General features: G+C 68.5%; 16 protein-coding genes. 6 read left to right on the top strand and 10 right to left on the bottom strand.

What is annotated here, in order from left to right; all coding sequences use genetic code 11:
- Window positions 1–102: 102 nt before the first annotated feature.
- From XcodCFBP4690_RS09440 to mgtE, 5 genes are all read right to left on the bottom strand, one after another.
- A complete protein-coding gene (locus XcodCFBP4690_RS09440) occupies window positions 103–1140 on the bottom strand; it encodes a DUF475 domain-containing protein (RefSeq protein ID WP_104540700.1) in 1038 nt (345 codons plus the stop codon).
- Between the two features lie 288 nt (window positions 1141–1428).
- Window positions 1429–1677 carry a hypothetical protein gene (locus XcodCFBP4690_RS09435; protein WP_104540699.1) on the bottom strand — a complete coding sequence of 83 codons (249 nt, stop codon included), beginning with the start codon at window positions 1675–1677 and terminating at the stop codon, window positions 1429–1431.
- Between the two features lie 88 nt (window positions 1678–1765).
- On the bottom strand, window positions 1766–4459 hold the full coding sequence (locus XcodCFBP4690_RS09430; protein ID WP_104540698.1) for a bifunctional acetate--CoA ligase family protein/GNAT family N-acetyltransferase: 2694 nt from the start codon (window positions 4457–4459) through the stop codon (window positions 1766–1768).
- A 244-nt stretch (window positions 4460–4703) separates the two neighbouring features.
- Complete coding sequence (locus XcodCFBP4690_RS09425; protein ID WP_244183602.1) at window positions 4704–5324, bottom strand: hypothetical protein; 621 nt, start codon at window positions 5322–5324, stop codon at window positions 4704–4706.
- Window positions 5325–5392: 68 nt separating this feature from the next.
- A complete protein-coding gene (gene mgtE, locus XcodCFBP4690_RS09420; RefSeq protein WP_104540697.1) occupies window positions 5393–6760 on the bottom strand; it encodes a magnesium transporter in 1368 nt (455 codons plus the stop codon).
- 580 nt (window positions 6761–7340) lie between these two features.
- Between mgtE and XcodCFBP4690_RS09415 the strand changes: the two genes are divergently transcribed.
- Both XcodCFBP4690_RS09415 and XcodCFBP4690_RS09410 read left to right on the top strand, forming a co-directional pair.
- Window positions 7341–8168, top strand: coding sequence for a carbonic anhydrase (locus XcodCFBP4690_RS09415; RefSeq protein ID WP_104540696.1), 828 nt, complete (start codon window positions 7341–7343; stop codon window positions 8166–8168).
- Window positions 8169–8375: 207 nt separating this feature from the next.
- On the top strand, window positions 8376–10190 hold the full coding sequence (locus XcodCFBP4690_RS09410) for a monovalent cation:proton antiporter-2 (CPA2) family protein (RefSeq protein WP_104540746.1): 1815 nt from the start codon (window positions 8376–8378) through the stop codon (window positions 10188–10190).
- A 171-nt stretch (window positions 10191–10361) separates the two neighbouring features.
- Here the strand turns inward: XcodCFBP4690_RS09410 and zwf are convergent, their stop codons facing one another.
- The 5 genes from zwf to XcodCFBP4690_RS09385 form a co-directional block, all read right to left on the bottom strand.
- Window positions 10362–12203, bottom strand: a complete 1842-nt coding sequence (gene zwf, locus XcodCFBP4690_RS09405) for a glucose-6-phosphate dehydrogenase (protein ID WP_167394544.1) — start codon at window positions 12201–12203, stop codon at window positions 10362–10364.
- A complete protein-coding gene (locus XcodCFBP4690_RS09400) occupies window positions 12200–13999 on the bottom strand; it encodes a glycoside hydrolase family 15 protein (protein WP_104540694.1) in 1800 nt (599 codons plus the stop codon). The genes zwf and XcodCFBP4690_RS09400 overlap by 4 nt, the downstream gene beginning before the upstream one ends.
- A gap of 63 nt (window positions 14000–14062) precedes the next feature.
- Entirely contained in the window at window positions 14063–14392 is a 330-nt protein-coding gene (locus XcodCFBP4690_RS09395) for a low molecular weight protein tyrosine phosphatase family protein (RefSeq protein WP_104540693.1), read from the bottom strand.
- Between the two features lie 26 nt (window positions 14393–14418).
- Window positions 14419–17739, bottom strand: a complete 3321-nt coding sequence (locus tag XcodCFBP4690_RS09390) for an ankyrin repeat domain-containing protein (protein ID WP_104540692.1) — start codon at window positions 17737–17739, stop codon at window positions 14419–14421.
- Complete coding sequence (locus XcodCFBP4690_RS09385; RefSeq protein WP_104540691.1) at window positions 17732–17992, bottom strand: YcgL domain-containing protein; 261 nt, start codon at window positions 17990–17992, stop codon at window positions 17732–17734. The genes XcodCFBP4690_RS09390 and XcodCFBP4690_RS09385 overlap by 8 nt, the downstream gene beginning before the upstream one ends.
- 217 nt (window positions 17993–18209) lie before the next feature.
- Between XcodCFBP4690_RS09385 and XcodCFBP4690_RS09380 the strand changes: the two genes are divergently transcribed.
- Genes XcodCFBP4690_RS09380 through XcodCFBP4690_RS09365 form a run of 4 tightly spaced genes read left to right on the top strand, consistent with a single transcriptional unit; the run spans window position 18210 to window position 22616 of the window.
- Complete coding sequence (locus tag XcodCFBP4690_RS09380; RefSeq protein ID WP_104540745.1) at window positions 18210–19406, top strand: beta-ketoacyl-[acyl-carrier-protein] synthase family protein; 1197 nt, start codon at window positions 18210–18212, stop codon at window positions 19404–19406.
- Window positions 19406–20179, top strand: a complete 774-nt coding sequence (locus XcodCFBP4690_RS09375) for a beta-ketoacyl synthase chain length factor (protein ID WP_104540690.1) — start codon at window positions 19406–19408, stop codon at window positions 20177–20179. The genes XcodCFBP4690_RS09380 and XcodCFBP4690_RS09375 overlap by 1 nt, the downstream gene beginning before the upstream one ends.
- Window positions 20176–20997 (top strand): glycosyltransferase family 2 protein, encoded by an 822-nt coding sequence (locus tag XcodCFBP4690_RS09370; RefSeq protein WP_104540689.1) that lies wholly within the window; start codon window positions 20176–20178, stop codon window positions 20995–20997. The genes XcodCFBP4690_RS09375 and XcodCFBP4690_RS09370 overlap by 4 nt, the downstream gene beginning before the upstream one ends.
- A complete protein-coding gene (locus XcodCFBP4690_RS09365) occupies window positions 20994–22616 on the top strand; it encodes an NAD(P)/FAD-dependent oxidoreductase (protein ID WP_104540688.1) in 1623 nt (540 codons plus the stop codon). The genes XcodCFBP4690_RS09370 and XcodCFBP4690_RS09365 overlap by 4 nt, the downstream gene beginning before the upstream one ends.
- The last annotated feature ends 108 nt before the right edge of the window (window positions 22617–22724 follow it).

Genomic DNA, 22724 nt, shown 5'->3' with positions numbered 1-22724 from the left:
CGGCGACTGGCATGGCCATCGCACGCGAGCGATGCCGTAGGGCAGCCGCCACCCGGACGCAGCAACGCCGCTGCCTGCCGGACGCAGGCAACGGCGGCCGGCTCAGGCGCTTTCGCCGGCCGGGTGCTGCTTGCGGTAGCGAATCGAGGACCACACCGATGCCACGATGAAGGCCACGCCGATCAGGCCGGTCAACACTTCCGGCACGTGGTGCACGGTGCCGATGAGCATGATGATCGCCAGCACGCCGATGGCGTAATGCGCGCCGTGCTCCAGGAACACGAATTCGTCCAGCGTGCCCTTGTGCACCAGGTAAACCGTCATCGAGCGCACAAACATCGCGCCGATCGCCAGGCCCAGCATGATGATCACCACGTCGCGGGTGATGGCGAACGCGCCGATCACGCCGTCGAACGAGAAGGAGGCATCCAGCACTTCCAGGTACAGGAACGCGGCCACGCCCGAGCGCTTGGCGACATTGACCCCACCTTCGTCCTCTTCGGACTCGAACAGCGCATCCACGCTGTCGACCAGCAGGTACAGCAGGATGCCGCCCATGCCCGCGAACAGCACGCTCTGGAAGATCTCCTGCGGCAGGAACAGCTTGGTGCCCAGCAGCACCGCCACCGCGACGATGACCGACATCGCATCGGCCTTGCCCAGCTTGCCGACCAGGCGCTCCACCGGGCCCAGCCAATGCAGCTCGCGCTCGCGATCGAACAGGAAGTTGAGGAACACCAGCAGCAGGAACATGCCGCCGAAGGCCGCGATCGAGGGGTAATGGTCGGTCAGCACCTGGCTGTACTTGTCCGGCTCGTTCAGCGCCATGTCGATCACCGGCATCAGGCCCATGCCGGTGGCCACCGACACGATCACGATCGGGAACACCAGGCGCATGCCGAACACCGCGATCAGGATACCGACGGTCAGGAACAGCTTCCGCCAGAATTCGCTCATGTGCTTGAGCACGCCGGCGTTGACCACCGCATTGTCGAAGGACAGCGAGACCTCGAGCACGCTCAGCACCGCGCACAGCCACAAGGCCTGCCAGATCCCCATGCTCGAATTGTGCCCCCACCACGCCGCCACACCCAGACAGAGCGCGGTGACGACGAACGACATTCTGAAATCACGAAACATTGAAACTCCCGACAGTGCTGAGACGAAAACCGACAGTCACGTTCCTGCGGCGCAGGCAACACGCGCGCGCTGGAACCAGACCAGTAAAGAGAGCAAGGAGTCCCCATGTCATCGTGGGCCATGGTGGAGCGGCCGGATCTGGCGCAGCGATACACCATTGGATGACCTCGCGCCCGCAGGGGCGTCGCACAACTGCAAGGGTGCAAGGCACCGATCGGTCATCGCCATCGACATGACATCATCCGTGAAGTCGGAACCCGATGCAGGCAGGCTCCTTGTGCCGAGAGTCTACGGCCAATCCCAGCCCAGCACCAGCAAAGGCCCGGGGCGCTTGCGCCGGTTGTGGCGGGCTGCCGGGCCGTGGCAGGCACCGGTCGGGCAGCGATGCATGATGGGGCGCGAGCGCTGGGTCTGCGGGCTGCCTGCCGATTCGGCACCGGCCACGTCCCATGCCGTGGTAGCGGATCGGGGCAGGTCGCGGACGGTGAGCAGGCGCCGTGGCGCAGGCAGGCCGTGCGAACCGTCGATGGTGCGCATCCGCAGCCGCCGGCCGCCGCCCCACCTAACCTGGGGCCACCCTCGCCAGGCAGCGGTGCAGCAGTGGTGCAGCAGCGGTGCCGCCGCGCTAACCGTCCACCGGCAGCGTCACCGCCATCAGGCTCGCATCCTCCGGATCCGGGCGCACCCCGAAACCCAGGCTCTGGCACATGGCCAGCATGGTGCGGTTCTCGCGCAGCACCTGGCCTTCGATTACTTTCAGGCCCAGCCAGCGGGCGTACTCGATCATGATGCGCATCAGCTGCCAGCCGATGCCGTGACCCTTGAGGTCCGAACGGATCAGGATGCCGTACTCGCCGCGTTCGTAGTCGGCATCGGCGTGCAGGCGTACCGCGCCGAGCATGTCGCCGGTCCTGGGGTCGATGGCCACCAGCGCGATCGAGCGGGCGTAGTCGAGCTGGGTCAGGCGGGCGATGAATTCGTGGCTGAAATGCTTGACCGACTGGAAGAAGCGCAGCCGCAGGTCCTCGTCGGTGACGCGGGCGAAGAAGGCGCGGAACAGCGCGTCGTCTTCCGGTCGCACCGGGCGCACCAGTGCGTGGGTGCCATCGCCCAGGCCGATCTGGCGCTCCCATTCCTTCGGGTAGGGAAAGATCGCAAAACGCGGATGGCCACGGCCCTTGTGCAGCTTGCGCGCCGGCGCCACCGCCACGCGCGCGTCCAGCGCAATCACGCCGTCGCGGTCGGCCAGCAGCGGATTGATGTCCAGCTCGGTGATTTCCGGGATGTCGGCGGCCAGCTGCGCCAGCTTGACCAGCACCAGCGCCACCGCGCGCTCGTCGGCGGCCGGCACGTCGCGGTAGGCCTTGAGGATGCGCGAGACGCGGGTGCGGCCGATCAGCTCGTGGGCCAGGCGCAGATCCAGCGGCGGCAGTGCGAGTTCGCGGTCGTTGATGACTTCCACCGCAGTACCGCCACGCCCGAACACGATGGCCGGGCCGAACACCGGATCGTCGGCGATACCGGCGATCAGTTCGCGCGCCTTGGGTCGCAGCACGGTGGGCTGCACGATGATCCCATCGATGGCCGCTGCAGGATGCGCGGCACGTGCACGCGCCAGGATGCCGGTGGCCGCTTCGCGCACCGCCGCCACGCTGGACAGGTTCAGGCGCACGCCGTCCACATCGGACTTGTGCGCGATCTCGCTGGACAACACCTTCAAGGTGACCGTGCGGCCGACGGCCAATAATGGGTCGGCCAGCAACGCGGCCTCGTTGGCGGTGGCCGCCACCTGCAGCGGCACCACCGGGATGCCGTAGGCGCTCAGCAACCGGTTGGTGGCCACCGGGTCCAGCCAGCGCCGGCCGGCGGCCAGCGCCTCTTCGACCAGCGTGCGCGCCACGCCAGCATCCACCACGAAGTCTTCCGGCAGGCTGGGAGGGGTTTCCATCAACGCCGCCTGCGCCTCGCGGTAGCGCACCAGGTGGGTGAAGCCGCGCACCGCGTCCGATTCGGTGGCATAGGTGGGCACGCGCGCGGCATTGAGCGCGGCAATGGCCGCATCGTCCTGGCCCAGCCACACCGCAAACACAGGCTTGTCGCGCTGGTAGCGGTTGCGCTGCTCCAGCGCGCGGGTCAAGGCCTTGGCCGCATCGGCCGAAGAGGTGAACGCGGTGGGCACGTTGACCACCAGCAACGCATCGTTCTCCGGATCGTCCAGCAGGGCTTCGATCGCCGCGGCGTAGCGCGCGCCATCGGCATCGACGATGATGTCCACCGGATTGCTGCGCGACCAGCCTTCGGGAAGCGATTGATCCAGCCGCTCCAGCGTCTTGGGCGACAGCTCGGCCAGGGTGCCGCCGCGCAGCACCAGCTGGTCCACCGCCAGCTGCCCCACGCCGCCGCCGTTGCTCAGGATGGCCAGCCGCCGGCCCGGGAAACTGCCCAGCCGGCCCAGCGTTTCGGCGGCGGCAAACAATTCGTCCAACGCACCTACCCGCAACAGGCCGGCACGCGCGAACGCGGCGCCGTACACCGCATCCGAGCCGGCCAGCGCTTGGGCATGGGTGTCGGCATTGGGATCGATGCGGAACTGGCGCCCCGATTTGACCACCACCACCGGCTTGGCGCGTGCGGCCGCACGCGCAGCCGACATGAACTTGCGCGCATCGCCGATGCGTTCGACATACAGCAGGATCGCGCGGGTGCGGTAGTCGGTGGCGAAGTAATCCAGCAGGTCGCCGAAATCCACATCCAGCGTGTCGCCCAGCGACACCACTGCCGAAAACCCCACCGAACGCGCCACGCCCCACTCCACCAGCGCCGCAGCAATCGCGCTGGATTCGGAGATCAGCGCCAGATCGCCGGCCTGCGGGCAATGCGCGGCGATGCTGGCGTTGAGCCGCGCATGCGGAGCGATCACGCCCAGGCAGTGCGGCCCGAGGATGCGCAGGCCTTTTGCGCGGGCAGCCGCCTCCATGCGCGCGGCCGGCGAACCCGGGCCGTGCCCCAGGCCCGCGGTGAGGATGATTGCCGCCGCCACCCCACGCCGCGCGGCGATGGAGACGATGCGCGGCACGATGCGCGCCGGTGCGGTGATCACCACCAGGTCGGGCACCCAGGGCAGATCGGTCAGCCGCGCCACCGTGCGCACGCCATCGATCTCGCTGTAGCGCGGGCTCACCCAGCCGATCTGCCCGGGAAAGCCGGCCGCGCGCAGATTGCGCACCACCGCCCGCCCGGCCGAGCGCTCGCGCGGGCTGCCGCCCACCACCGCGACGGTAGTGGGGCGAAAGACCTGTTGCAGGTGGTACGTACTCATCGGGCGGGGGACGCGAATGCCATCGCACTACGGTACACGTACTGGTGTGCGAAGGTGCGTACAAGCATCCGCTATGGCCAAGCAAGCGCGTCCCGCTGCACCGTGTCACGCAATCGAATCGCCGCCTGCCGGCCCTGATCTCCCCGCCATTGCCGCAGCCACGGTGTCCTGGGCTACGGGATAGGGCCAGAGCGGGCCGCTGACGCGACTCCGTTGCCAGCGAAGGCACCACCGCCCCCCATGGTTAATAGCGCTCTACGTAGTTGCCGCTTTTGTCAGTGTCAGGCGTCTCTCGACGCTGCTTCGGGATGCCGTACAGGCCACACACCCCCGTAATAACCCTCTCATTGCCTTGGCCATGTGCTTCCCAGGCGGCCTTTACGGAACTAGGGGCATCTGACCAGTAGACGAAGTAGCCATTCCGGTCAATTGTCGAGAACGGAATTTGAGTCCACTGCTCGCAATCGATCAGGTTCTTCACGTAAGCCCAGTTGCCGTATGTGTTGCCTATGGCAATTCGTTCCCAAACGTCGATATGGGGCGGCTTTCCTTGCACAGATGGCTGATTGATTTGGATCCGATCGGACACGCCATGCCAGGCCAAATCGTTCATCAGCTCGATTCCAATGGGATTCTGCGCGCTTAGGGGCGCAGCCAGAGTGGTGCTGAAGAGCGGGACCACCCATATGGCCAGTCTCGTCAGAATCGGGGCGTTGGTGGTCATCTTTTCTTCCTTAAGTTTGTTACTCATTTTGCCCCCCCTATGACTGGCTACTGCAATCAGGTGCAAGGCATGGTAACTGCAGTCCGCCGTCTGCGCCGGTTCGGCCGAGCCGATCTGCTGCACTGCGATGACCCACCACACGATCCATGCCATCCGACACAGTGGGCTGCGGCCCATCGCCCGCTCCTCGTCCGTCCGGCAGGCGGACTCTACAACAGCGTGCCGCTCAAGATCAGCGCGGCGATGCTGAAGTAGATCACCAGCCCGGTGACGTCCACCAGGGTGGCCACGAACGGCGCCGAGGCGCTGGCCGGGTCGAAGCCCAGGCGTTGCAGCACGAACGGCAGCATCGAGCCGGATAGCGAGCCGAAGGTGACGATGCCGATCAGGGCCGCACCGATGGTCAGCGCCACCATCTGCCAGTGCGGACCGTAGTCGTACAGCCCGGCGTTCTGCCAGATCGCGATGCGTACGATCGCCAGCACGCCCAGGATCGCGCCCAGGGTGATGCCGGTGGGCAGCTCGCGCAGCGCCACCTTCCACCAGTCGCGCAGGCGCAGCTCGCGCAACGCCAGCGAGCGGATCAGCAAGGAAGTGGCCTGCGAACCGGAGTTGCCGCCGGAGCTCATGATCAACGGAATGAACAAGGTCAGCACCACCGCCCTGGACAGCTCGTCCTCGAAGTGCTGCATGGCGCTGGCGGTGAGCATTTCGCCCAGGAACAGCACGCTCAACCAGCCCGCACGCTTCTTGATCATCTGGCCGAAGCCGATGTGCATGTAGGGCTTGTCCAGCGCTTCCATGCCGCCGAACTTGTGCACGTCTTCGGTGGATTCGGCGATCAACGCATCCAGCACATCGTCCACGGTGACGATGCCCAGCACATGGCCGTGCCGATCCACCACCGGGATCGCCAGCAGGTCGTGGCGGCGGATCAGCCGCGCCACTTCTTCCTGGTCCAGCGCCGGGTCCACGGTGATCGGCGGATTGACCTGCGCCACCTCCAGGATCGGCGCATCCGCAGCGCCGGTGATGAGCCGGCGCATGGTCACCACCTGCTGCAGCACGCGGGTCTGCGGGTCGAGCAGATAGATCGCGTAGACGGTCTCGCGGCTGCGCTCCACGTCGCGGATGTGCTGCAGGGTGCGCCCCACCGTCCAGTCGGCCGGCACCGCCACGAACTCGGTGGTCATCAGCGCGCCGGCGGTATTGGGCGGGTAGCGCATCAGCGCCTGGATCGACAGCCGCGCCTCGGCGCTGAGCAGCCACAGCAGCGGCTGGCGCTGATCGGCATCCAGGCCGTGGAAGATGTCGGTGGCGCGGTCGTCGGCCATCTGCCCGAGCAGCGAGGCGGCCTGTTCGGCCGGCAGCAGCGCCACCAGCGCGCTGGCATCGCGCAGCTCGGGTTGTTCGAGCAACTTCACCGCACGCGGCGGCGGCAACGCGGCCATTACCTGCGCGGCGTCTTCGCGGTCGAGGGTGTTGAGATATTCCACCGCATCGGCCGTGTTGAGCTCGGCCAGGGGTGCGGTCAGTGCATCGACGCCTTGGGCAAGGCGCAGGGTTTGCTCGTACATGGTGGTTCGCCTGGTGACGACCGTCGTCGATGACGGTCGGCGAACCTCAAAGCCTCAGGCGCGCGCCAACCAGGTCATCGACTCGGATCTAGGGTGACTGTCGCTGGACATGGGTATGGGCTCCAAAAGGTGCGCACCGACCGGTGATCCGGGCGGGAGCGCGGCGCAGTCTGCGCGCCTGCGCTGGCTTGGTCAATGCCTCGCGTGCGGCTGGCTTCAGTGAGCGTATGGCAGCCGACCTCGGCAACGTGCGGCAGGCATCGCCACACGCATGTCGATCGGTCGGCGGCGTTTGGCCTGGACCCACCTTGCCCCACGCACAAGCGTCGCGGCGGTGCGGCGAGCGACCGGTCCAGCGCATGCAGCGCGCGGAGTGCAGCCGCCTTGCCATCGGCCGCCGCTGCCCCGGGCATGCAGACGCGCGCGCTGATCGGATGCAGCCAACCGGCTGTCGCAAACCGCCACCTTGCCGCCGCACAGGCGGTACAGTTCGCTTCCCGGCAGGGTCGATCTCGCGCAGCGTTGCGGGACGACATCGGCCATCCGTCCCCGCCGCTGCTTCGCTTGCCAGGAACCCGCCATGCCCTCTTTCAAGTCCGTGTTGTTACACCGCGTCAGCCCGCTGTGCCTGTGCCTGGCCGCTGGCTGGGGCACGCTGGGGATGGCGCAGACCGCACTGCCGGATGCCACGCCGGTGCATGCGCACGAAACCGCTCCGCACCAGGGCCACGAATGGGGCTATACCGGGCCGGGAGGTGCCGAGCACTGGGCAGAACTGGCTAAGGAAAACGCGTTGTGCGGCAATGGGCAGCAGAACAGCCCCATCGATCTGAAGGACGCGATCGACGCCTCCCTGGGCAGCCTGCGCCTGGACTACACCGCAGTGCCGCTGGTGGTGCGCAATACCGGTCACTCCATCCAGCTGGACCTGCACGACGGCGGCAAGATGCTGGTCGGCGGCAAGCAGTACGACGCGTTGCAGCTGCACTTCCATCATCCGAGCGAACACCTGTTGAACGGCCGGCGTTTTCCGATGGAGGCGCATATCGTGCACCAGGGCCCGGATGGAACGCTCGGCGTGCTGGCGATCTTCTTCGAGACCGGCACCGCCAATCCGGCCTTCCAGCGCGTGCTCGATGCGATGCCGGCCGGCACCGATCAGACCAGGAAGGTGGCCGACGCTTCCGTGCGTGCCAGCGATTTTCTACCGCCCGGCACTCCACGCAGCTTCTATCGCTACGAGGGCTCGCTGACCACCCCGCCCTGCAGCGAAACGGTGGACTGGGTGGTACTGAGTCAACCGGTGCAGGTGTCCAGGGAACAGATCGACGCATTCGAGCGGGTGTATCCGTTCAACGCGCGTCCGCTGCAGCGACTGGACCGTCGCTTCCTGCTCAAGAGCCGCTAAGCCCGGCCCGGGCGCGTCGCGTTTATCGCGACGCTGGCAGACCCTTCCGGTTGCCGCTGGCGTGTGCTGGCCGGCCCTGCCACCGCCACGCATCGACCTCGCACACCAGGCGCGTTGCATGCCTGCCGCCGCGCGCCGGCGGCACAGGCGTGCAAGCCGGCCGGCCGCCCTGCGCGGCATAATACGCACCTCAACGGAGAGTGCGACATGCATAGCGGCGGCCTCGAACTGGCCTTGGTCCTGATGCTGGCGGCGATCGTGGCGGTGCCGGTGTTCAAGCGCTTCGGCCTGGGCGCGGTGCTGGCCTACCTGGTCGCCGGCGTGGTGCTTGGACCCGACGGCGTGGGCGTGGTGCAGGATGCCGAACGCATCAGCGGCGCGGCCGAGATCGGTGTGGTGATGCTGTTGTTCGTGATTGGCCTGGAACTCTCGCCAGCCCGGCTGAAGGTGATGCGGCATTCGGTATTCGGTGCCGGTGCCAGCCAGGTACTGGTGACCGCGGTGATCCTGGGCGGCTTGTTGATGCTGGGCCAACTGGGCTGGAAGAGCGCGCTGATCGTCGGCGTGGCACTGGCGTTGTCGTCCACCGCGGTGGGCCTGCAGTTGCTGGCCGAACGCAAGGCGCTGAACAGCGACTATGGCCGGCTGGCCTTCGCCATCCTGCTGTTCCAGGACCTGATCGCCATCCCCCTGCTGGCGGCCATTCCGCTGCTGGGCGGCAGCAAGAACGCCACCCTGGAATGGCAGGACGTGGCCAGGGCGATGGCGGCGCTGGCATTGGTGATCGTGTGCGGGCGCTTGGTGCTGCGCCATCTGTTCAACGTGGTGGCGCGTACGCGCATGCCCGAAGTGTTCACAGCCAGCGCGCTGCTGGTGGTGCTGGGCACTGCGTGGATCATGCAGGAAGCCGGTCTGAGCGCCAGCCTGGGTGCCTTCATCGCGGGCGTGCTGCTGGCCGATTCGGAATTCCGCCACGAACTGGAATCGCAGATCGAGCCGTTCGAAGGCCTGCTGCTGGGCCTGTTCTTCATCTCGGTAGGCATGGGCATCGACCTCAATCGCGTGGCCGCCGAGCCGGGAGTGATTGCCGCTGGCGTAGCGATCCTGCTGGTGGTGAAGTTCTCGCTGCTGGTCGGCATCGGCAGCGTGGCCAAGCTGCCGCTGCGCAGCAGCCTGATGCTGGGCAGCGTACTGTGGCTGGGCGGCGAGTTCGCGTTCGTGGTGTTCAACGAGGCCGACCGCGTCGGCCTGCTGGAGGCCGCCAATCACGACCGCCTGGTGGCCATCGTCGGCGTGTCGATGGCGCTGACGCCGCTGCTGCTGCTCGGTATGCAACGCATCCTCAATGGACCACTGCGCTTGCGCGAACCCAAGCCCGAACGCCCGTTCGACACCATCGACACGCAGACGCCCAAGGTGCTGGTGGCCGGCATGGGCCGTTTCGGCCAGGTGGTCGCGCGCCTGCTCACCGCGCGGCACGTGCCGTTCGTGGCGCTGGAACACAACCCCGATACCGTGGAAGACCTGCGTCGCTTCGGCAGCCAGCTGTATTACGGCGACCCCACCCGCCCCGAGCTGCTGCGCGCCGCCGGCGCCGACCGCATCAAGGTGTTCGTGATCGCGGTGGACGACCCGGATACCAACATCAAGACCGTGCGGCTGATCCGCCGCCTGTACCCGCAGGCCACCGTGCTGGCGCGCGCGCGCAACCGCCAGCACGCCTGGAAACTGATGGACCTGGGTGCAGAACCATTCCGCGAGGTCTTTGCCTCCAGCCTGGAACTGAGCGGGCGGGTATTGACCTCGCTGGGACTCGGCGAGGCCGACGCGCGCGAACACGTCAAACGCTTCCGCCAGCACGACGAAGACCTGCTGCGCCGCCAGCACCTGGTCTACGACGACGAGGCCAAGGTGATCCAGACCTCGCGCGACGCCCGCGCCGACCTGATGAACCTGTTCGAAGCCGACGTCAAGGCCGACGTGGATGCCGAGCCGGCACCCACCACCACGCACGAGCGTTGAGCCGGCACATCGCATGACGTAGGAGCGCGCCTGAGCGCGATGAGGCTTTACCAGTAATGCCCGTCGCGCTCGGGCGCGCTCCTACGAGGGCGCTTGTATTGCATGACTGCAATTCATTGCACGCTGTCTGCGTGCACAGCCGCCGCCCGGCGGCGGCGGCGTTTCTGTCGCTCAGCTGCGTGGCTTGCGTGTGGTGCGGGCCGGCGACTTCGTCGCTGCGGCCTTGCTACCTGCTGCGTTGCTGGTGGTCCTTGGTGCTTTTGCCACGCGCTTGCTTGCACGCTTGGTCGCGGTCTTCTTTGCCGACGTGCTCGAGGCTGCCGCTTGCGCAGGCGTACTAGCAGCCGCCGACGCTCGCTTGGTTGACGCGTTGGTTGCCTTGGACGCGCTACCCGTCCTGGTCGCTTTCTTGGCTGCCTTCTTGGTGGCCTTCTTCACCGGCGCTGCAGCACCCACACGCACCTCCGGCGCCCGGCGCGGTGGCGGCCTGCGGCCTGGGGTGAGCGCGCGCCAGGCGTGTCCGCCATTCATGGCCAGCAGCGCATCGGCGGCCGAGGGGCCGGCGCTGCCGGCGGCGTAGTTGGGGAAGTCGCTGGCCGGTTGCTTCCAGGCGTCCAGGATCGGCTGCACGATGCGCCAGGCGCCTTCGACCATTGCCGCGTCCTGGAACAGGCCCGCTTCGCCGTTCATGCAGTCCTGCAGCAGGCGCTCGTAGCCCACGGTGTATTCCTTGGGGAACCAATCGCGGTAGCGGAAGTCCATGCGGACCGGCGCCAATGCCACCTGTGCGCCGGGGCGCTTGACGTCGAACTGCAGCGAGATGCCTTCATCGGGCTGGATGTGCAGCACCAGCCAGTCCGGGCCGTAACCGCCCACTTCGGTGCTGCGGAAGGGGGCCAGCGGTGCCGGCTTGAAGCGGATGGCGATCTCGGTAGTGCGTTCGCGCAGGCGCTTGCCGGTGCGCAGGTAGAACGGCACGCCGGCCCAGCGCCAGGTGTCGACCTGCAGTTTCATCGCCACATAGGTTTCGGTGTCCGAGTCCTCCGGCACGGTGTCCTCTTCGCGATAGCCGGGCACTGCGGTGCGATTGACCGCGCCGGAGGCGTACTGGCCACGCACGACATCTTCCGGCTTGATCGGGCGCACCGCTTCGATCACCTCGGCGCGGCGGCGGTGCATCGCCTCGGTGGTGAATGCGGCCGGCGGTTCCATCGCGATCATCGCCAGCAGCTGGAACAGGTGATTGGGCACCATGTCGCGCAGACAACCGGTGGGATCGTAAAAACGTCCACGCCCTTCCACGCCGATGGTCTCGGCGGCGGTGATCTGCACGTGGTCGATGCGGTCGCGGTTCCACACCGGCTCGAACAGGCCATTGGCGAAGCGGAATGCCAGGATGTTCTGCACGGTTTCCTTGCCCAGGAAATGGTCGATGCGGAACACCTGGTCCTCGTGCAGCACCTTGGCCACGGTGGCGTTGAGCGCGATGGCGCTGGGCAGGTCGTGGCCGAAGGGTTTTTCCACGATGACGCGGCGCCAGCCCTCGCCTTCGCGCTGCTTGACCAGACCGGCCTCGCCCAGGTTGAGCAGGACCGGTTCGAAGAAGCGCGCAGCGGTGGCCAGGTAGAACAGCACATTGCCCTGTGTGCCGTAGCGCTTGTGCAGCTTGTCCAGCACACCGCCCAGCGCCTGGTAGGCGCCCAGGTCGGTGAAGTCGCCGCGCAGGTAATGCATGCGTTCGCGCAACCACTCCCAGGTGGCGGTGTCGAAGGCATCGGTCTGGAATTCGGCATCGCGGCTGCTCAGCAGCTGCGTCATCGCCTTGCCCATGTTGGTGCGCCAGGCGCGCTCGCTGATGTCGCCATGGTCCATGCCGACGATGGCGAAGTCATCGCCCAGCGCGCCCGAGCGGCGCAGGTTGTACAGCGCCGGCATCACCAGCCGCCGGGTCAGGTCACCGCGGGCGCCGAACACCACGATGATGCAGGGCGGCGTGGTCTGTTGCTCATTCATGGATGCGTTTCCTTTTCGCCCATGCGTCCATGCAGGCGCAATGCCGCATTGACCAGGGCCACGTGGGAATACCCTTGGGGGAAGTTGCCAAGCATGCGTTTTGCGCGTGGGTCGTACTCTTCTGCGAGCAGGCCCACGTCGTTGCAGAGCCCCAGCAATCGTTCGAGCAGCGCGCGCGCTTCATCGGTGCGACCGATCAGGGCATAGTTTTCCACCAGCCAGAAACTGCAGGCCAGAAAGGTGCCCTCGCCGGCCGGCAGACCGTCGGCACTGTCGTCGGCGCGATAGCGTTCCACCAGCCCATCGATGGTCAGCTCGCGTGCGATCGCGTCGGCGGTGGCGGCAATGCGCGGATCCTCCGGCGGCAGGAAGCCGACGATGGGAATCAACAGCAGCGACGCATCCAGCCGATCAGACCCATAGCTCTGCACGAAGTGACCATCCGGATGCACGCCTTTTTGCAGCACTTCGGCGCGGATTTCCTCGGCGATTGCGCCCCAGCGCGCGCGCTTGGCGGCATCGGCGTTGGTGATGCCGTCGCGCGTGCCGCAATCGAACGCCAGCCACGCCATCACCTTGGAATGCACGAAGTGACGGCGCTCGTCGCGGATCTCCCAGATGCCTTCGTCCGGCTGACGCCACAGTTCTTCGAGTGTGTCGAGGATGTTTTCCAGCAATGCCGCCGACGAGCCATCGTCGTCCGACGGCAGCGCCACGCCTTTTTCGCGGGCGTAATGGAATGCGCCGATCAGCTCGCCATAAACGTCGAGCTGGAACTGATCCACTGCACCATTGCCGATGCGCACCGGGCCGGAATTTTCATAGCCCGGTAGCCAGTGCGCCTCCCACTCCTGCAGCCGGCGCTCGCCGCCGATGCCGTACAGCGCCTGCAACTGGTCCGGCGAGCCGGCGATGGTGCGTTGCACCCAGTCGCGGAACGAGGCGGCCTCGTCGCGATAGCCGGCCTGCAACAGGGCGATCAGCGTGAACACCGAATCGCGCAGCCAGCAATAGCGGTAATCCCAGTTGCGGGTACCGCCCAGGTGCTCGGGCAGCGAGGCAGTGGGCGCGGCGACAATGCCGCCAGTGGGCAGATAGCTCAGGCCCTTGAGCACCACCAGCGAGCGGCGTACCTGCTGGGTCCACGGCCCCACGTCGGTGCAGCGGCGCGCCCAGCCGTGCCAGAACGCGGTGGTGCGTTGCCGCGCCTGTTCCGGGTCGATCGGCGGCGGCGTGGGCAGATGCGAGGCGCCATGGCTGAGCACGAACCAGGTGCTCTCGCCATCGCGCAGGGTGAAGTCGGCTTCTGTGCCCAGGTCCTGACCATGCAGCTCCTGTGGCGAACGCAGCGCAAGCTGATCGGGCCCGGCGGTGGCGCGGATGCCGCCATCGATACGGGTCACCCACGGCACGGTGCGGCCGTAATTGAAACGGAAGGTCAGCCGCATGTGCATGGGCACTTCGCCCTGCACGCAGCGCACGATGCGCACCAGGTGTTGGTGCAGCTCGCCATTTTCGGTGGCGGCCATGAAGTCAACCAGTTCCACCGTACCGGTGTCAGTGATCAACCGCGTGCACAGCACCAGGCTGTCGTCTTCATAGGCGCGCTCGCTGCGGAAATCGGCTGCGGGCGCCAGTGCCCACTGCCCGTGCTGCTCGTCGCCCAGCAATGCAGCGAAGACCGCATCGGAATCGAAGCGTGGCAGACATAGCCAGTCGATGGTGCCACGGTGGTCGACCAGGGCCGCGCTGTGGCAGTTGCCCAGCATGGCGTGGTCTTCGATACGAACGCTCATCGTGCGGGCGCTTCCTTCCTGCGAAAGAACCGGCAGTCTTGCACGCGCGGTGTCGGGATCAGGTTACGACTGCGCCGGCAAACGCAGCAGCGGTGGCACCGTGTGTTCCAGACGGCGAACCAGTGCCGGGTCCATGTAGGCAAAGTCGTCGGGGATCTGCAGGCAGACCACCCGGCAGTGGCGCAAATGCGCGGCGAAGCGCTTGCGCAGCAGCTGCAGATGGCGCCGTTCCATGACCAGCACCACCTCTGCCTCCTGCAACAGCTCCGGGGTGACCTGCACTTGCGCATCGGCGGCCAGCCCGGCCGACTGCGCCTGCACGCCGGGCCAGTCGGCGAACACGCGTTCGGCGGTGGGGCTGCGCAGGCGGTTACGGCTGCACACGAACAGCACCCGCAGCGGTTGGCCGCCGCGCAGGCTCAGCGGCCCTCGCGCAGGAAGCGCGCCATCGACGAGACGCCCGGCAGCGCCGGTTCGAACTGGCCGGCCACATCGATGAAGCCGCGCATGATGGCGATCTCGCGCGGGGTGCGGTTGAGCGCATCGCGGCGCTCGGCATCGGCGCCGGCGCGCAGCAGGCGCTGCACCAGCAGCGGCAGGCCATGCAGGGCGGCCAGGTGCAGCGGCCCGAAGCCGCGTTGATCGGCAACCTCCAGCGAGACGTCTTCGTCGAGCAGGCGCTCGACCCCGGCCAGCACTACCTTCTCGTCGCAGGCGGTGCCCGGTTCGGCACGCGCGCCCAGCAGCAACAGCAGCGGGCTGACCCGGCCGCCGGCCAGATGCTCGGGATCGGCGCCGGCCAGCAGCAGCGTGTCCAGCAAGGCCAGCAGGCGGGTGGTATCGCGCGCGGTGAAGCCGTACAGGGCGGCGCAGTGCAATGGCGCCAGTCCCTGGTTGTCGGTGGCATGCACGTCGGCGGCGGCGGTGAGCAGGCGCGCCACGATGTCCGGCAGGCCCAGCGCGCACGCCAGCATCAGCACGGTGACCCCGCCCGGCAGGCGGTGCTCGATCTGCGCGCCGGCCTGCAGCAGGGCGGCCACGATCTCGGTCTGGCGCATGCTCACCGCCGCCGACAACGGCGTCGCGCCGCTGTTGGCAGCGCGCTGCAGATCGGCGCCACGGCTCAGCAGGTGCGCCACCACGCCCAGATGGCCGCCGCCGGCCGCACGCAGCAGCGCGGTGCAGCCCTGCGCATCGACCGCATCGACGGCGAGGCCGAGCGCGATCAGGCGGCGCACCGCGTCGGTGTCGCCGGTCATCGCAGCCGCCGGTACGTCCGCCTCGCGCAGCGCGCGGCGCGGCAGCGGCCAGATCCGCCAGTCCAACCAGTCGGCCAGGTCGCGACGCCCGATCGACAGCGCCACGCCCAGCGGCGTCTGCCCGTCGGCGGCCCGCGCATCCGGCGAGGCGCCCTGCTTGACCAGCAATTTCAGCGCCGCCTCGCGGCCCAGCGCAGTGGCCAGATGCAGTGCGGTCATGCCGTGGCTGTCGCGGGCCTCGCGGTCCACGCCGTGTTCCAGCAACCACTGCTGCAGGCGCAACCAGCCCAGCCGCACCGCCAGCGACAACGGCGGGTCGCCCGCGGCCGAGGGCGCGAACGGGTCGGCGCCGCGCTCGAGCAGCTCCAGCGCGAACTGTTCCAGCCCGCGCGAGGCGGCATCGTGCTGCACGCAGGCGCTGAGCAACCGGGTCAGGCCGCCGGCACCGGCCGGCGAGACGCCATGGCGCAGCAGCACCTGCAGGGCCGGCACCGCCTCCAGGCCGCGCGAGAGCAACGCGAACATCGGCACGTCGCCGCAGGCGTCGCGCACCTCGGCATCGGCGCCATGGCGCAGCAGCCAGTCCACTGCCTCGGCATTCAGGGCCACATGCGCATCGTGCAGCAGGCCGCCCAGTTCTTCCGGCCCGCACAGCCTGGCCAGCGCACCCAGGCTGTCGCGCTGGCCGAGCTGCAGGCCCTCGCGCAGCAGCACCAGCGGCGGGCGATCGGGCAAGGCGGCAACGCCGGGGGTATCGCCCGGAGCATCGCTGACCGCGGCCGGCAACGGGTAGGCGGGGTCGAGCAATTGCACGATGGCCCAGCGCCCGGCTTCGGCGGCCACATCCACCGCGCGGCGGCCGTGCACGTCGGCCGCATCGGCCGGCACCTGCAATTCGAGCAGGCGGCGAATGAGTGCGGGCGAGACGCTATCGGCCGCACAGGCCAGCATCACCGCATTGCGTCCTTCGCCATCGATGGCCAGCACGTCGGCCTTGCGTGCGAGCAGGCGTTCGAGCACCGCACTGCGCGCCTGGCGGGCGGCATCCAGCCACGGGGTGCGCCCAAGCAGATCGCGCGCCTCCAGGTTGGCGCCGGCCGACAGCAGCGCTTCGACGATGTCGCCGTGACCGGCCAGTGCGGCTTCGTGCAGGGCGCTGCGGCGCTGGCGGTCGCGCGCATCCACGCGCGCCTTGTGCTTGAGCAGCAGCTGCACGCCGGCCGGGTCGTCTTCTTCGGTGCCGGCGGCGGCCAGCAAGACCGGCGCGCCGCCATCCGGTTCGGACTGCGCGCCGCGCTCCAGCAGGAACTTCGCCAACCGCCAGTTGCCGACCTGGCAGGCCATCGCCAGCGGCGAATGACCGTCGTTGTTGAGCGCATCGAGTTCTGCGGCAGCATCGCGCAGCAGCGCGGCCACGCCGGGATCGGAGCTGCGCACGGCGTGATGCAGCGGGGTGTTGCCGTCGTTGTCGCTGGCGCGCGGATCGGCGCCGTTGGCCAGCAGGGTCATCACCGCATCCGGGCGGCCATGCCAGCTGTCGCGGGTGGCGGCCAGCAACGGGGTCATGCCGCGGTGCGGCTGGTTGACGTCGACACGGCGCACGATCAATTCGCGCAACAGACGCAGGTCCGGCAGCACCGCCGCCAGTGCCGGCAGGCTACGCTGGTCGCGCCATTCCGGCAGCGGCAGCGCCTGCGGGTCGGCACCGGCCTCGAGCAACTGCAGCGCGCGATCCACCCGCCCGCTGCGTGCCGCCTCGAACAATTCGGGTACCAACTGATGCTGCGCCACCGGCTCCAGCGGGCGCGGCGCCGCGGCCGCCTCATTGAAGAAGTCGGCTGCCTGCGGGGCGGCCGGTGCCGCGCTGCGCGCTGGCGCGGCGGTGCGCTGCAACAGCAGGTGGGCGGCCGGCAAGGCCACGCAGGCGGCGATCGCCAGACCCCAGCGCAACCCGCCGGACACGCCGCCCGGCCAAGCCAGGGTCACGCACAGCGTGCACATCGCCAGCACCAGTGCAGCCGCCAGCAACCCGCGCCAGGCATGCAGTTCCTGCGTGGCCAGCGCGTGCCAGCGTGGCGCCAGCGCGCCGCCGTCACGTTCCACTTCGCCCCACAGCGGCCAGGTCCGCCACAGGCCCAGCAAGGCGGCGCTGATCGCCACGCTCAGCGCCAGCGCGGCGGCCAGACTGCCGCTGTCGCGCAGCGCAGTCAGCGGCCAGCTGATCAGGGCAGCCAGGGCCAGCAGCCCCACGCCCCAGATCGCCAGCAACGGCGGCAAGGCCTGCGCGATGGCGCGCGGCTGCGACGGCAGAGTACGCGTGCCGCGCGCCCACGACACCGCCAGCGCAAAGGCAGGCTGGGCCAGCCACAGGCCCAGCGCGGCAACGGCGCCGCCCAGGCCGCCGAGCAGGGACAACACCACGCCGGCCACCGCCGCCAGCGCGGCGGCGCGCAGGCGTGCAGCACGCTGCGGATCAGTCATGGTCGCACTCGCCCGCCAGCACCACGGTCTTGGGCAATTGCAGGTAGAAACCGTGCTTGCCCAGCGCCTCGCGCACCGTGGCCGCGTCGGCCTGCGCGAGCCGGCGCTCCGGCGTCAGTGCCACCTCCAGCACGAAGGCGAACGGCGCCAACTGCGCGTGCACGGCAGCAGGAAGACCGGCGAAGTCGTCACGCGTGGCGAGATAGACGAAGGTGTCCTGCTTGCGTTGGCTTTTATAGACGTAGGCGTGCATGCGCGCGTGATCGCGCTCGAAGAGCGGTGGGTCGCAGGATTGTGTCCCAATTGCGGCCATGGCGAAAGCGCGGCGGGTGCGAAAAATCCCAGCCGCGTCAGCGACATGACCGCCACGTTCAGTTGCGCCATCGATGGGACGGGCGCACGCCACCGATATACTGCAAGCACTTCTTGCCAGCCAGATCACCGTGAGCCAAGCGCAGCATCCGTCCCCGATGGCCCCGGTCGCCGTCACCGCCTACACCTCCACCACCGCGCTCGGCGCCGGGCTCGCCGCCCAGGCCGCCGCATTGCAGGCGCGCCGCAGCGGCCTGCGCCGCAACGATTTCGGGCCACAACCGCTGCCGTGCTGGATCGGCCGCGTCGACGGCGTGGAAGAGGTGGTCCTGCCCGCCGCGTTGCAGGGCTGGGACTGCCGCAACAACCGCCTGGCCTGGCTGGCGCTGCAGCAGGACGGCCTGCTGGACGCGGCGCAGGCGGCCGCGCAACGCTACGGCGCCAAGCGCGTGGCAGTGATCATCGGCACCTCCACCTCCAGCATCGGTGCCAGCGAAGAGGCATACACGCGGCTGGTCGAAGACGCCGACGGCGCGCGCTTCCCGCCGGATCTGGAACGCCCGATCGTGCACACTCCGCATTCGCTGGGCGACTTCGTGCAGCACGCCACCGGCCTGCGCGGCCCCAGCGTGACCGTGGCCACCGCCTGCTCGTCCAGCGCCAAGGTGTTCGCGCAGGCGGCGCGGCTGATCGAGGCCGGGGTGATCGATGCGGCCCTGGTCGGCGGCGTGGACACCTTGTGCGGCAGCGTGCTGTTCGGCTTCAACTCGCTGCAGGTGGTGGCGCCCGAGCCGTGCCAGCCATTCGATGCGCGCCGCGTGGGCCTGAGCCTGGGCGAGGCCGGCGGCTTTGCGCTGGTCGAACGCACCGCCGCCGCACCGGACGCGGCGCTGTGGCTGTATGGCTATGGCGAATCCAGCGATGCCCACCATATGTCGGCCCCGCACCCGCAGGGCCTGGGCGCGCAGCTGGCGATGCGCGGCGCTTTGCAACGCGCCGGCGTGGCGCCGGCCGCGGTGGGCTATCTGAACCTGCACGGCACCGCCACCCCGGCCAACGACAGCGTGGAAGCGGCCGCGGTGGCGGCGATCTTCCCCGACACCCTGCACGCCAGCTCGACCAAGGCCTGGACCGGCCACACCCTGGGCGCGGCCGGCATCGTGGAATCGGTGATCGCGCTGCTGGCGCTGCGCGACGGCCTGTTGCCGGGCACGCTCAACAGCGAAGTGCCCGACCCCGCCTGCGGCCCGCAGATCCGCTTCGACAACGCCCATACCCGGATCGACTACGCCATGAATAATTCCTTCGGCTTTGGCGGCAACAACTGCTCGCTGCTGTTCGGGCGGGCCCGCTGATGCTCGCTGCCAGTATCGAAGGGATCGGCTTCTGGACCCAGGGCCTGCCTAGCTGGGAAGCCGCACGCGACTTCGTGCACGGTGCAGCGTTGCAGGAGACCCCGGCACGCCCGGCGCCGCAGCTGCTGGCCGCCAACGAGCGCCGCCGCGCGCCGGATACGGTGGCGGTGTCGCTGGAAGCGGCGCTGGCCGCCTGCACCGCCGCCGGCCGCGACCCGGCCAGCCTGCCGTCGGTGTTCACCTCTACCCACGGCGACCTGGCCATCACCGACTACATGTGCACCACCCTGGCCAGCGACCCGCTGGCGATCTCGCCGACCAAGTTCCACAACTCGGTGCACAACGCCGCGGCCGGGTACTGGACCATTGGCGCCGGTGCGATGACGCCGGCCACGGCCATCAGCGCCTCCGATGCCAGCTTCGCGCAGGGGCTGCTGGAGGCCTTGGTGCAGCTCACCGCCGGCGTGGAGACAGTGCTGCTGGCCGGCTACGATGCGCGCTCGGTCGGGCCGCTGGGCCGGCTCTCACCCAGCCAGGGCCTGCTCGGTGGCGCGCTGGTGCTCGGCAGCGCCGGCCAGGCAGGCAGGCGGCAGCTGCGCGCGCGGCTGGACGATGGCAGCCCGTCGCCGGGCGATGGCCCGCTGGCGCAGCAGGTGTCCGGCAATGCGATGGCGCCGATGCTGCCGTTGTTCGAACTGCTGGCCGGCCGCGGCGACAGCGTGGCCTTGCAGGCCGGCCCCGGCCGCGTCCTGCGCGTGGAGATCCTGCCGTGAGCCGCATGCCGCTGACGCCGCAGGACACCGCGATCCTGGTGCCGGCCTTGAACGAATCGCTGCGTATCCGCGAAGTGGTGACCGATGCACTGCAGTACTGCCCGCAGGTGATCGTGATCGACGACGGCTCCGACGATGGCACCGCCGATTGCATCGCCGACCTGCCGGTGACGGTGATCCGCCACCGGCAACGCATGGGCAAGGGCGCCGCCCTGCGCAGCGGCTTCGCCAAGGCCCAGCAGCTGGGCATGCGCGCGGTGATGACCATGGACGGCGATGGCCAGCACAAGGCCGCCGATTTCCCACGCCTGCTGGCCGCAGCCAACCGCCATCCCGGCAGCGTGATCATCGGCGCGCGCATGCGCAAGCGCGCCACCCAGCCCACCATCCGCCGCATCGGCAACGATTTCGGCGACTGGGGCATTGCCTGGGGCTGCGGTTTCCAGCTGGTGGACAGCCAGAGCGGCCAACGGCTGTATCCGGCGGCGGTGTTCACCCTGCCGAACGTGCCCGGCGAAGGCTTCGTGTTCGAAGCGCAGCTGCTGATCTCGGCCGCGCGCCAGGCCGGCGCGCGGGTGGTGGCGGTGCCGATCGAGACCCGCTATGCCGGCGGTGCGCATGGCACCTTCCGCAAGAGCCATTTCCGCCTGGTGCGCGACCTGTGGAACATCACCTCGCACGTGGTCGCGCAGGTCTGGGCGTATGGCCATGTCTGGCGCGAATATCGCCGGGTGCGCGCCAACCCGGTGATCGTTGACGATGTCGATGGCGAATTTGCTACTGTGCCCGCGGTCACCAAGAGCAACCCTTCCCCATGAATGCAGCGCGTGCCGATGTCGTCATTACCGGTGGTGGCCTGGCCGGCCTGAGCCTGGCCCTGCAACTGAAGCAGCGCGATCCTGAGCTGGCCATCACCGTGCTGGAACGGCGCGCCCATCCGGTGCGCGAGGCCGCCTTCAAGGTCGGCGAATCCACGGTGGAAATCGGCGCGCACTATTTCGCCCAGGTGCTGGGCCTGCGCGAGCATCTGGAGACCGAACAGATCCGCAAGTTCGGGTTCCGTTTCTTCTTCTCCGACAAGCGCGCCGACATCGACCGCTGCACGGAACTGGGCGTCAGCCAGATCCTGCCGACACCGTCGTGGCAGATCGACCGCGGCCGCTTCGAAAACTTCCTTGGCGAACGCGCCCGCGCGCAGGGCATCGCCTTCATCGATGGCTGCACCGTCAAGGGCGTGGACCTGGCCGAAGACGACACCGACCACGCGGTGCGCTACGAGTGCGCCGGCACTGCGGGCACGCTGCAGGCGCGCTGGGTGGTGGACGCCAGCGGCCGCGCCGGCCTGCTCAAGCGCAAGCTCGGCCTGGCGCAGGACAACGCGCACAACGCCAACGCGGTGTGGTGGCGCGTGGAAGGCCTGATCGACCCCAACGGCTGGTCGCAGGACAGCAACTGGCTGCAGCGCTGCACCCCGCCGGACCGCTGGCGCTCGACCAACCACATGTGCGGGCCGGGCTACTGGTTCTGGCTGATCCCGCTGTCCTCTGGCGCGCATTCGCTGGGTATCGTCTGCGATGCCGCGATGCATCCGCTGGAGACGATGAACACCCACGAAAAAGCCATGGACTGGCTGCGCCTGCATCAACCGCAGGTGGCCGCCACGCTCGACAGCGCGCACTACCGGCTGCAGGACTTCCTGTTCCTGCGCAAGTTCTCCTATGGCTGCAAGCAGGTGTTCTCCGCGCAGCGCTGGGCGCTCACCGGCGAGGCAGGCCTGTTCCTGGACCCGTTCTACTCGCCGGGCAGCGACTTCATCGGCATCTCCAACACCTACATCTGCGAGCTGATCGGCCGCGACCGCGCCGGCAAGTCGCTCAGCCCGTATGCGGAGCTGTACCAGCAGCTGTATTTCTCGTTCTACGAAAACACCCTGACGCTGTACCAGGATCAATACGCCTTGTTCGGCGACGAGCAGGTCATGCCGGTCAAGGTGATCTGGGATTACACCTATTACTGGTCGCTGCTGGCGCCGCTGTTCTGCTCAGGGCGCATCGCCGACCTGAGCCTGCTGGCGCGCATGAAGGCGGATTTTTTCCATGCGCGCGACATGAACCTGGCCATGCAACGCGTGTTGCACGACTGGGGCGTGCGCAACACCGAACAGGGCATCGTCGGCGGCGATGGACGCCTGCTGGACCAGTATTTGATCGGCTGGTTCAACCAACTCAATGGCGCCTTGAACGACACCCTCGACGATGACGCCTTCGCCGCACGCATCCACGGCAACGTGGCGCAGATGGCGGTGCTGGCGCGCGAGATCCTGCAGCAGGCCCGCCAGCGCCACCCCGACCTGCCCGACCACGGCCTGGACGCGCTGACGGCCGATGCCAATGGCGAGGCGATCCTGACCGCCACGTGGTACGCCGACGCGGCGTAGGGTCGATCGAACGCGCCGACAACGGCGCGTTTTGCCTGGTCCAGGCCTTCAGGAACCACACGGCCACCTGCGCCCATTGGCGGCGGGCATAGTCGTTCTGTTCGCCGC

It is taken from the genome of Xanthomonas codiaei, from assembly GCF_002939785.1.
GTDB lineage: Bacteria > Pseudomonadota > Gammaproteobacteria > Xanthomonadales > Xanthomonadaceae > Xanthomonas > Xanthomonas codiaei.
The sequence above is the reverse complement of the archived record's forward strand: the minus strand, read 5'-3'. Positions and strand labels throughout refer to the sequence as shown.

What these genes read in the sequence shown, in the direction of transcription:
- XcodCFBP4690_RS09440 (WP_104540700.1), bottom strand. Translation starts at nt 1,140, where the DNA reads ATGTTTCGTGATTTCAGAATGTCGTTCGTCGTCACCGCGCTCTGTCTG.
- XcodCFBP4690_RS09435 (WP_104540699.1), bottom strand. Translation starts at nt 1,677, where the DNA reads ATGCGCACCATCGACGGTTCGCACGGCCTGCCTGCGCCACGGCGCCTG.
- XcodCFBP4690_RS09430 (WP_104540698.1), bottom strand. Translation starts at nt 4,459, where the DNA reads ATGAGTACGTACCACCTGCAACAGGTCTTTCGCCCCACTACCGTCGCG.
- mgtE (WP_104540697.1), bottom strand. Translation starts at nt 6,760, where the DNA reads ATGTACGAGCAAACCCTGCGCCTTGCCCAAGGCGTCGATGCACTGACC.
- XcodCFBP4690_RS09415 (WP_104540696.1), top strand. Translation starts at nt 7,341, where the DNA reads ATGCCCTCTTTCAAGTCCGTGTTGTTACACCGCGTCAGCCCGCTGTGC.
- XcodCFBP4690_RS09410 (WP_104540746.1), top strand. Translation starts at nt 8,376, where the DNA reads ATGCATAGCGGCGGCCTCGAACTGGCCTTGGTCCTGATGCTGGCGGCG.
- zwf (WP_167394544.1), bottom strand. Translation starts at nt 12,203, where the DNA reads ATGAATGAGCAACAGACCACGCCGCCCTGCATCATCGTGGTGTTCGGC.
- XcodCFBP4690_RS09400 (WP_104540694.1), bottom strand. Translation starts at nt 13,999, where the DNA reads ATGAGCGTTCGTATCGAAGACCACGCCATGCTGGGCAACTGCCACAGC.
- XcodCFBP4690_RS09390 (WP_104540692.1), bottom strand. Translation starts at nt 17,739, where the DNA reads ATGACTGATCCGCAGCGTGCTGCACGCCTGCGCGCCGCCGCGCTGGCG.
- XcodCFBP4690_RS09385 (WP_104540691.1), bottom strand. Translation starts at nt 17,992, where the DNA reads ATGCACGCCTACGTCTATAAAAGCCAACGCAAGCAGGACACCTTCGTC.
- XcodCFBP4690_RS09380 (WP_104540745.1), top strand. Translation starts at nt 18,210, where the DNA reads ATGGCCCCGGTCGCCGTCACCGCCTACACCTCCACCACCGCGCTCGGC.
- XcodCFBP4690_RS09375 (WP_104540690.1), top strand. Translation starts at nt 19,406, where the DNA reads ATGCTCGCTGCCAGTATCGAAGGGATCGGCTTCTGGACCCAGGGCCTG.
- XcodCFBP4690_RS09365 (WP_104540688.1), top strand. Translation starts at nt 20,994, where the DNA reads ATGAATGCAGCGCGTGCCGATGTCGTCATTACCGGTGGTGGCCTGGCC.